The organism is Microbulbifer sp. ABH2_005 (genome assembly GCF_056160005.1).
Window position 1 is genome coordinate 4,022,088 of the sequence record NZ_JBSWWI010000001.1, and the last position, 9,674, is coordinate 4,031,761.

General features: G+C 52.5%; 7 protein-coding genes and 1 tRNA gene. 1 reads left to right on the forward strand and 7 read right to left on the reverse strand.

All coding sequences use genetic code 11. The annotated features are described in order from the left end of the window. Positions 1–84 precede the first annotated feature (84 nt). The 6 genes from ACXAFI_RS17470 to rnr all read right to left on the reverse strand — a co-directional run bounded on the left by ACXAFI_RS17470 (position 85) and on the right by rnr (position 6,929). Positions 85–1,395, reverse strand: coding sequence for a tetratricopeptide repeat protein (locus ACXAFI_RS17470; protein ID WP_475109777.1), 1,311 nt, complete (start codon positions 1,393–1,395; stop codon positions 85–87). Between the two features lie 51 nt (positions 1,396–1,446). Next, positions 1,447–1,992, reverse strand: coding sequence for a hypothetical protein (locus ACXAFI_RS17475; protein WP_475109778.1), 546 nt, complete (start codon positions 1,990–1,992; stop codon positions 1,447–1,449). A 60-nt stretch (positions 1,993–2,052) separates the two neighbouring features. Then, positions 2,053–2,625 (reverse strand): hypothetical protein, encoded by a 573-nt coding sequence (locus ACXAFI_RS17480; RefSeq protein ID WP_475109779.1) that lies wholly within the window; start codon positions 2,623–2,625, stop codon positions 2,053–2,055. Positions 2,626–2,643: 18 nt separating this feature from the next. Next, on the reverse strand, positions 2,644–3,198 hold the full coding sequence (locus tag ACXAFI_RS17485; RefSeq protein ID WP_475109780.1) for an RNA polymerase sigma factor: 555 nt from the start codon (positions 3,196–3,198) through the stop codon (positions 2,644–2,646). Positions 3,199–3,422: 224 nt separating this feature from the next. After that, positions 3,423–4,178 (reverse strand): 23S rRNA (guanosine(2251)-2'-O)-methyltransferase RlmB, encoded by a 756-nt coding sequence (rlmB, locus tag ACXAFI_RS17490; RefSeq protein WP_475109781.1) that lies wholly within the window; start codon positions 4,176–4,178, stop codon positions 3,423–3,425. Positions 4,179–4,190: 12 nt separating this feature from the next. Continuing rightward, positions 4,191–6,929 carry a ribonuclease R gene (gene rnr / locus ACXAFI_RS17495; RefSeq protein ID WP_475109782.1) on the reverse strand — a complete coding sequence of 913 codons (2,739 nt, stop codon included), beginning with the start codon at positions 6,927–6,929 and terminating at the stop codon, positions 4,191–4,193. Positions 6,930–7,171: 242 nt separating this feature from the next. Here rnr and ACXAFI_RS17500 point away from each other — a divergent pair. Then, positions 7,172–7,258 (forward strand) — tRNA-Leu (locus tag ACXAFI_RS17500). Between the two features lie 155 nt (positions 7,259–7,413). On the opposite strand, the gene ACXAFI_RS17505 is transcribed toward ACXAFI_RS17500, so the two are convergent. Continuing rightward, positions 7,414–9,674: hypothetical protein (locus ACXAFI_RS17505; protein WP_475109783.1), on the reverse strand; the 2,261-nt coding region annotated here is incomplete at its 5' end.

Below are 9,674 nucleotides of genomic sequence, written 5' to 3' on the forward strand. Positions count from 1 at the left end.
AGTATAAACACAATATTCACTGCAAAATAATAGGCAGCACTGGGGGGGCCAGTTTTGGCTCCCCCCAGCAATTACAAGAAAGGCTCAGAAGCTATAACCAATACCTAAACTGTATTCACTTTTGTCGTAAGTGTAGATATCCCGGTTTTCCTCATTATCAATAAGCTGATATTTCCCATTAATGTGGAAATTGGGAGTAACGCGAAACTTCGCTCCCAACCAGGATCTCAGCCGATCAGACTCCCTATAGTAGGAATCCACGTTGCCTTCACTATCGGTAATACGGTTGTTTTCGTTATAGAGACTGCTGCGATACTCCACCCCCGTGGATAAATTCCATCGCGGAGAAGGTATCCAGACCAGGGTTCCCCCCAGGGTGTGACGGGCAGGGGAATAGCTGTAGTAATCTCCTTCAGCCTTCACCTGGCCTTCCCGATCGTTGTAATCGAAACGATAAAATAATTTCGCCTCGGTTGAAAAAAGTGAGCGCTGCCAACTCAAGTCAAAGAACTGGCGCCAGCCATCCAGATAAGCATATTCATCACCGCCGAAGTAGTAACCGGGGCTATAGGAAAAAGCGATTATAGAACGCCCCCAGTTTCCTGAAATTCTACCCAGAAGCCGTGCTTGCTGCGTAACCGGCTCACCTCCCAGTGTCACCGTCTCGACAGCAAGCCCCAACTCCGTGGACCAGCCAAACCAACGGCGATCACGGGAAAAAGCAGCCCGGGCGCTGGCCAGATCGAGATTCTCATAGTCTTTATATTTACGACCAAATCCATAACCGTGCACCCGCCATCCGTTTTCCGGAGTGCCTCTTAGGCGGTATTGCCCCCAGGCAAACAGCTCAGCAAAATTGTCTGCCCCGATCGAAGCCTCTTCCAATAATTCATTCTGTAGCGCATAAGCGTTGTCATCATTACCAACCGTTAAGCTGGCAGTGGCCAACCAGGGTCTCTCACGCTCACCGCGATGATCTTCTGCAAGTAAACGCAGGCGGCGGGCGGCCATCTCTCGCAATTTTTCCGTGGTCGCCCCCTCCCGCACAATACGGTAGTGTTTGATCGCAACCAATTCGCGATTGGTCCGCTCCGCCGCAACAGCTAAGTTATAGCGAGCGAGATCCCGCCAGCGAGCGTCATTCAAGAGACCGTGAAAATAAATCGTAGCCTCCGAATAACGCTCAAGCTTCATCAAGGTAACACCAATGTTGTACCTGAGCTTCGCGGAGTTGTTGCCAGACTCACGCTCAATTTCAAAGTACTTAAGGGCCTTACGGTATTTTCCCTGCTTGAAAGCCTCCGTAGCTTCACTGAAGGACCCTGCAGCCACTGATAACGAAGATACCAATGTCAGTAGCGTGAATAGCACGATTCCGACCCGCCCATTTTGCACTGTGAATTACCTCTAAACGTTCCCTGTCAAAAGTTTCACTACAACCGTTAATCAGGCATCCGGCCCATCGGGTAGATCATCCTGTACCTGTTCGAATAGTCCATCGAGATCCGTAGTGATCTGCTCGCGAATGTCTTCGGGCAAACTACTGAGGATGTCCTGCATCACTTGCTCAATCACCCCTTGAATGTCTGCACCATTCATTGCGCTTTTTACGGCCTCTTCAATATTTTCCCTGGCCGCCTCGGCTGTGCGCAGAGCCTCCTCCCTGGCAGCTTCCGCTGAGAGTCGCGCACTGGTAATAACTTCATGCTGGCGCGCGATGGCCTCCCGCATTCTCGCCTCAATTTCCTCACTGTGCTCGGCACCTTGCCCAGAAGCCGCCACGGCTTCCATCACCGCAGCGATGGTCTCCTCGGCAACCTCCTGCAGATCCGGCGGCAACTCTATGTTGTTCACCACATCTTGCGCATCCTGCCCCTCCTCAACCACGGTGAGAGTGACATCCAGATCTTCCGCTGCCTCCTGCGCCATTAAGGGGCCTGTATACATGACGGCTGCAGCGACACCTGCGGCTATTAATCCTTTCTTCCACATCGCTTGGTTACCTCTAGGTTGTGACAAAAGAAGCTATCGAATTCCATTGAGCAGCTGGATTTACAAGTGCGTTAAGCGCTGCCGCAAACGCTTGCTCACCCCGCCATACTCCACCTCAATCAATATCTCCCCGGCGCTTTTTTTGCCGAGAATTTTTACCGGCAGCGATAAGCGGTTACTCCCTGCGGCAATATCCGCTTGCCACTGCAATACCTGACTGCTCGCATAACCATCCATTCGCATATTTTCCGGTAGAGTGACTCTGATTAGTGCGCCCGGCATCTGGCGATTACTGTGCAATACAAGATGTACTGGCCGGCTAACAACTGGCCCAACCTCTAATTCCGCGTAAACCGGCGAAGTTTCCAGCGACGTATCTTTTGAGGTAGCTAGTATCAACACCAGCGTCACGACGACTAAGAAGCCTGCGGCCACTGCCAGCTGCCCGACCCGCTGGTATTCATTGACGAACAATTTCAGCGGTGAGTAGGAATTACTGATTCCCTGCTCGGCGACTACAGACTTCAATATGCGCTCTTCTAAATCCTCGCCAGGTTCCTCAATCGGCAGGGATCGGAGCTGACTGCGCAGCTTTTCATCACTGGAAAATTCTTCAGAGTCATATTTCAGCATTGCCTTCTCCTCTGATTATTAACACGGATGGCTCTCGCGATAGGTTCCCTCACTGAGCATTTTTTTTAATTTTTTATGTGCGCGGTGTAGGCGCGATTTCACTGTGCCCACACTGATGTCCAAAATATCCGCCACCTCCAGTAGGGAATAGCCCTCGACATCGTGGAGTAATACCGTATCGCGCCAACCGGCATCGAGTTTCGACAGAGCCTGCAATAAGGCGCGCTGCATTCCCACCTGGGAACTGATTCCCTCTTCAGAGGTGCTGCAAATTACCGTCTCCCAATCGACATCTTCATCGACTGGGGAACTCCGGCGCCTGCGATAGAGATCTACATAGCGGTGATAAAGCACCTTGATTAACCAGGGACCCAAGCGCTGAATGTTTTCCAGCGCCACAGAACGCGCCAGCAGACTGGCCAATACATCCTGCACCAGGTCCTCGGCCTCCTCACGGCTCCCTGTCCAGCGAAAAGCCATGCGGTAAAGTTGACGAATATGAGGGTGAACTAACTCTGCGAAATGCGCACTGCCCGATCGCCGTCGCAATAAGTTTTTTGGCCAGGCGTACAAACCGCTACTCCCGGATATTTAAGGAAAATCCTCCGCAAGCTTGTTACCCGCGGTGTGAAAAGGAAAACTGCACACTGAAATCACAGTGTGATAGTTGAAAAAATCTAGCAGTGATTAGCGGAAAGAGAGAGAAGAAAGGGACTTGCGTGTGAAGCGCTACGCCGAAACACTGCCTACCCCACTATTTAAATAGCGTCGGGATAGGCAGTGAGAAAATAAAACAATCAGGCGCTGCGCTGACGCACCGCTTCAAACAGACAGACGCCGGTGGCAACAGAGACATTCAGGCTGCTGACTTCACCGGCCATGGGAATTTTAATTAAATGATCGCAATGCTCCCGGGTTAATCGACGTAGGCCACTGCCCTCGGCCCCCATGACCAGCGCTAAGGGGCCTGTCAATTGAGATTGATAGACATCTTGGGTAGCCTCCCCCGCCGCGCCGAATATCCATACGCCGGCCTGCTGCAACTGCTGCAGGGTTCGCGCGAGATTGGTTACAGTAATGAAGGGTAAGACTTCGGCCGCACCACAGGCCACCTTGCGGGCAGTGGGGGTCAGGCCCGCAGACTTATCCTTTGGCGCAATTACCCCGTGCACACCGGCTGCTTCTGCTGAGCGCAAACAAGCCCCCAGATTGTGCGGGTCCGTCACGCCATCCAGCACCAACAAAAAAGGCGCCTCACCTTTTTGATCGAGTTGCTCAAGCATCCCCAACAGGAATTTCTCGTCCAGGACCTTGGTTTTCTCTGCACAAAATGCGATGACACCCTGATGGTTGGCTCCCTCTTCCACCTTGTCATCCAAGGTTCGGCGGTCGACAAAACGCAGGGCAATAGCATTTTTTTCCGCCTGCTGAATAATTTTTTGCAAGCGCTGGTCTTTGCGCCCACGCAATAACAGTAATTCCTGCACATTTTGTGGGGAACCCTTTAATAGCGCCTGCACCGCGTGCAGGCCGTATACCAATTCTTGGCTCAACTTATGCCTCGATCACTTTTTCTTTTTACTGGTAGAAGAAACTTTCTTCTTCTTTTTAATTTTGCCACTGCGTGTTTTGGTCTTTTCCGCTTTCTGCGCGGCCTTGCGCGCAGCTACCGCAGGGCGTTTACCGCCTTTACGCGGTGGGGTGCGCTTGCTACCACGGCGCTTTTTTGGCTCATCGCTTTTTTGTTTGTCGGCTTCCCCGCTCGATCTTTTCTCGGCAGTTCGGGATTTATCCTCTGCAGATTCCTCTACAGGTACTGCCTCTTTGGAGCCGACCTTGCGTTTGCGGATTGGTGCTACCTCCGCTGCCGTTTCTGCACGCTTTCCCCATGGGCTGACAGTCGACTTTCGGCTACTTTCCTTTTTCTCTTTTTTCTCTTTACCCAGTCGCTCCCGCTCCAATTGATGCTCCACCGCCATTTCCATGGCACGAGCACTGACCTTGGTCGTCTCTTTCTTAGCACGGGGAGCTTTCTGACGCGGTACTAATTCCTCAAGAATAAAATCGACTTTGCGTTCTTCAAGGTCCACCCGCGCCACCTGAACGGTAACCGAGTCACCGAGGTGGTAACGCTTGCCGCTGCGTTCGCCGATCAAACGCTGATGCGCCTGCTCAAAGCGGTAGTAGTCTTTAGGTAACGCAGTCACATGAATCAACCCCTCAACGAAGAGGTCGTTGAGTTCAACAAATAGACCGAACCCTGTCACCGCACTGATCACGCCGGAGTAAACCTCACCCACATGGTCCTGCAGGTATTCACACTTGAGCCAGCTGACAACGTCGCGGGTGGCATCGTCGGCACGGCGCTCAGTCATGGAACACTGCTCGCCGAGCTGCAACATCGCCGGCATATCGTAGGGCAGTATCTGCTCGCGTTCGATGGGCCTGGCGCCAGGCACGGTATAAATCTTCTGCGCCACTGCAGGCTCATTGGCACTGCCATTGCGAATCAACCAGCGCAAGGCGCGGTGCAATAACAAGTCGGGATAGCGGCGAATCGGTGAGGTGAAATGCGCATAGGCGCGATAATCCAAGCCAAAATGGCCGCGATTTTCCGGCTGATATACCGCCTGATTCATGGAGCGCAGCAACATCACCTGAATGATATGGGCATCGGCACGCCCTTCTACCTGCTCCAATAACGCCTGGAAATCCGCTGGCTGCGGCTCCGAGCCACCGGGCAGGCGCAACCCCAATTCACCAAGATACTCGCGCAGGTTGCTGAGTTTTTCCTCTTTGGGCGCATCGTGCACGCGGTAGAGTGCCGGCAACTCCGACAGCTCCATCAGGCTGGCCGCGCAGACATTGGCCGCCAGCATGCACTCTTCAATCAGCTTGTGCGCATCGTTGCGGGTGACCGGCACGATGCGTTCAATCTTGCGATCGCTGTCAAATAGAATGCGGGTTTCTGTCGTTTCGAAATCGATCGCCCCGCGCCGATCGCGGGCACTGCGTAGCGCCAAATACAGGTCGTGCAGATTATCCAAGTGTGGAACCAGAGCCGCGTACTGCTTGCGCAGGCCGCTGTCGCGATTGTCGCGCTCCTCTAAAACCTGCCCCACCTGGGTATAAGTCAGACGTGCATGACTGCGCATCAAACCTTCAAAGAAACGGTAATCGGCAATTTCACCGCGACGATCGATGTGCATCTCGCACACCATACACAGCCGGTCCACTTCTGGATTTAATGAACAGAGCCCATTGGACAGTTTTTCCGGCAGCATGGGCACGACAAAATCGGGAAAGTAAACCGAGTTGCCGCGACTGTGGGCCTCCTCATCGAGAACCGAACCGGGGCGCACATAGTGGGACACATCGGCAATAGCCACCAACAGCTTCCAGCTATTGTTGGGCAGCAGCTCACAATAGACCGCATCATCAAAGTCGCGGGCATCCTCACCATCGATGGTGACCAGGGGAAGCTGGCGTAAATCTACCCGCGCTTTTTTATCCTCTTCCAGTACTTCATCGGCAATGGCATCCACCTCCGCCTGTAAGGCTGAAGGCCAAGCATGAGGGATATCGTAATTGCGAATCGCGACATCGATTTCCATACCCGGTGCCAGGTGGTCGCCGAGCACCTCCAGGACCTCCCCCTGGGGTACACGGTCACGCCCCGGCTGGGTAACAATTTTTACCACCACATATTGGCCGTGTTCGGCACCGGCGGCATCTTCCGCCGCTACCATCACATCGAGATTCACACGGGGGTTATCTGGCCGTACAAAACAGATGCCATTTTCTCTGTACAAGCGCCCAGCCAACTGCTCGGTATTGTGCTTAATTACCCGTACCACAGCACCTTCGCGCTTGCCGCGAAAGCCTCCGGGGGTCTCTCGTACCAGCACCTCATCACCATCAAATACCTTGCGCATTTGTCGATGGGATAAAAACAGATCACTGCCGCCATCCGTAGGTACAACGAAACCAAAACCGTCGCGGTGACCAATCACTCGACCGCGAACCAGGCTCATCTTATCCAGCACGCCAAAATCACCAGCGCGATTACTGGCGATCTGGCCATCGCGGGACATGGCGATAAGGCGCCGGCGCACCCCTTCACGCCGATCCTCATCTTCTAGTTCCAGCAGGTCGGCGACAAACTCCCAGGGCACAGGCTCCGCCTGCTGTTCCAGCAGTTGCAGCAGGTATTCTCGGCTGGGAATAGGTTTTTCATATTTTTCCGCCTCGCGCTGGGCATGGGGATCAGCGTTGAGGGGCTCTGAAGTATTTTTGTGTGTCAAAACAGCATCCGTTGTTGAGATAACCGCCTATTGAGGCGGCTTCCGGAGGTTATCCGGTCATAGACTGGCGGCGGGGGTAGAGAGTTTTTGTTCAATGTTTCGCCGCTGTTGAACGCATTATAAGCGATTTCAACACATTTCCAGACCTCCGGCGAGAATGTTGAAAAAAACGCAAAGAAACCGTTGACACCCCCCGTGCAGATCTCTATAGTTCGCGTCCTCAACGGAGCACACGTTGATTTGCCCAGGTGGCGGAATTGGTAGACGCGCTAGCTTCAGGTGCTAGTGACCTAACGGTCGTGGAGGTTCAAGTCCTCTCCTGGGCACCAATTCCAAAAAGGCTGACTCGAAAGAGTCGGCCTTTTTTCGTTGTGGCTCTACAAAAATCCCACACAAAAAATTCCTCACGATTTTTCCGACGCAAACATCTATAAAAAACCGGCCCAGGTGGGCCGGTTCAGCAGTTTGGATCATTTTGAGGTTATCAGCCTCCTGCGTTATTGGAAGCCAAGGTCTCCTGCTCACGAAAGTCGGCAGTAACATCCTGACTTTCCTCTAGCCTCGCATCGAATTCCGGATCTTCCTCCTCATCAGTTCCGGAAAGAGCTGCCGCGGGCTGTAATTCACCAGACCTGAGGCGCATTTCCGGGGAGTTCAATGCATCCACCCCACTGCTGTAGGGCTTCACGGCGCTGAAAATAGCCGGGTCAACCTGGGTGAAATCCTCGACCCCATTTTGGATCGCAGAGCGCAGCCCCTGAGAAGCCTGGGCACCTGCAATGGACTGCAGCTCATCACCTTTACTGGTGAAGTTGGGCACCTGTCCAATAAATTCCGGCTCGTAGTAAGAGACAGATACGATTTCCACATTGGTAAGCGCATCCATACGCAGCGGTACCAGCTCGCTACCGATAATAGTCCAAAGCTCAGTATCGGTACCCAGAGTGATATTGTTCGCTGTGATATGAGTATCACCGTAGGTCTCTGCGGTGAGAGTGCCAAAGCCCGCGCTGGCCAGCTGGACATTACCGCGACCTGCATTAATTTCATCAATCAGCAAGTCATCCTTAGCTAGAACGGTAATATCTACATCCGGCCCTGAAGTGGAGATAGCAATGACATCGACATCAGATTCGATATTCACATCACCGCTAACCACCAAATCTGCACGCTTGGCCTTGAGGCTACCGCCAATAGTACCTGTAGCACTGCTGAGCACGTTAATATCGCCGTTGCCATCGTAACCGAGACGCATGCCACTGCCCGCAAATCGCAAACCTACGCCGCTTTTGTTGAAGCTGCCGGAATTAACACCGCCATTTTCAAAATCAAAAGCAAAGTCTGTTTCCAAAGTGAGATTACTGGAAGTGTTATCAAGGAACTCAAAGTCAGAGAAGCTAAAGTTGCCTACTTTGTTACCAGAGGATTTCACCTGCCAGGTATCACCAGCAAGGTTGTACTGGAAGGAATCACTTCCGCTGCCACCAGAGAGTGCTACTGTGTCAGAGCTATTCTCATTCACTTCCACGTAGTCATCCCCCTCGCCCAAGGAAATACTATCGATGGTGGTTGCAGAGAGTATGACCGTGTCATTACCAGCACCGGTATCTATTGAAGCAAGCTCACCGCCATTTAAATTAAAAGTATCCTGGCCACTACCCGCATTTATCGCTTCAATACCGCTAAACAGAAGCTTTTTGTTATCACCGCTTACGGTACTCTGTACATCGTTGATATCCCAAACCGCATCGATACTGGCCCCCTGGATAGTATCGTTTCCACTACCCGCACTCAGGCTCTCCAGATCCGCAAAAGTGACTCCGGCAACTGTCATGCTGTTGAGGCTATCGAAGACATAGTTACTGCCGATGTCCTGGCCAATATATGTACCTACACCCTGGACCATCTCAAGGTTATCAAACAGAACTGTAAGGCCATTTACCCTGGCCTGGGCTCCCCCGTTTTCTAGGGAGCTGCCACTACTGGAAGATGTCCAGCTAGCGCCACTACCGGCTGCATTAACTGTGTCCTCACCCTCACCAGTATCCACGCTTTCAAGCCCGCTAAAGAGAATACCCGCAGCGGTAATATCACCATTGGAAGCCAGAACAAATGTATCCTTGGCAGAGGTACCTACTAAGTGATCAGTCCCTCCCGCACTGCTGACTTTAGTGATGCCTGTAAATGCTATTCCCGCAGTGGCTATTCCAGACTCAGTTAGCGCTATGGCATCATCCCCATCAGTACCGTATAACTGAGCATTATTAGTCGCTACGCTATCAATACCGCTAAATTGAACACCATTCACCTCAAGGGCATTCCCAGTACCAGCTAACTGCCAACTTCCCGCATCGCTCTGAATCGTATCGCTATCATCGTTACCACTTCCCGCAGAAACGCTGGCAACAGACGAGAACTCAATGCCCCGCGCTTTGAGCGACTTCCCAGTTTTGGCCAGCTCGAAAGTGTCTGCCTGATTATTTGTTGATGCGTCCAGTGTCACATTATCTGCATCAACCTGCTCAACGCCCTCAAAGCTCACACCAGCAACAGCAAGAGCACCGCTGCCTAATCCCAATACCCAGGTTTCTCCAGCTATATCACTTGTAGCCACAATAGTGTCTGAGCCGTCGCCTGCGTCCACAGAATCAAGTTCCATAAATGTCATGTTGTCGACTTGCACTATGGCATCCGCTCCGGACTTACTTAAGGTGAAAGTGTCCGTAAATTCTCCACCTGTCAGCC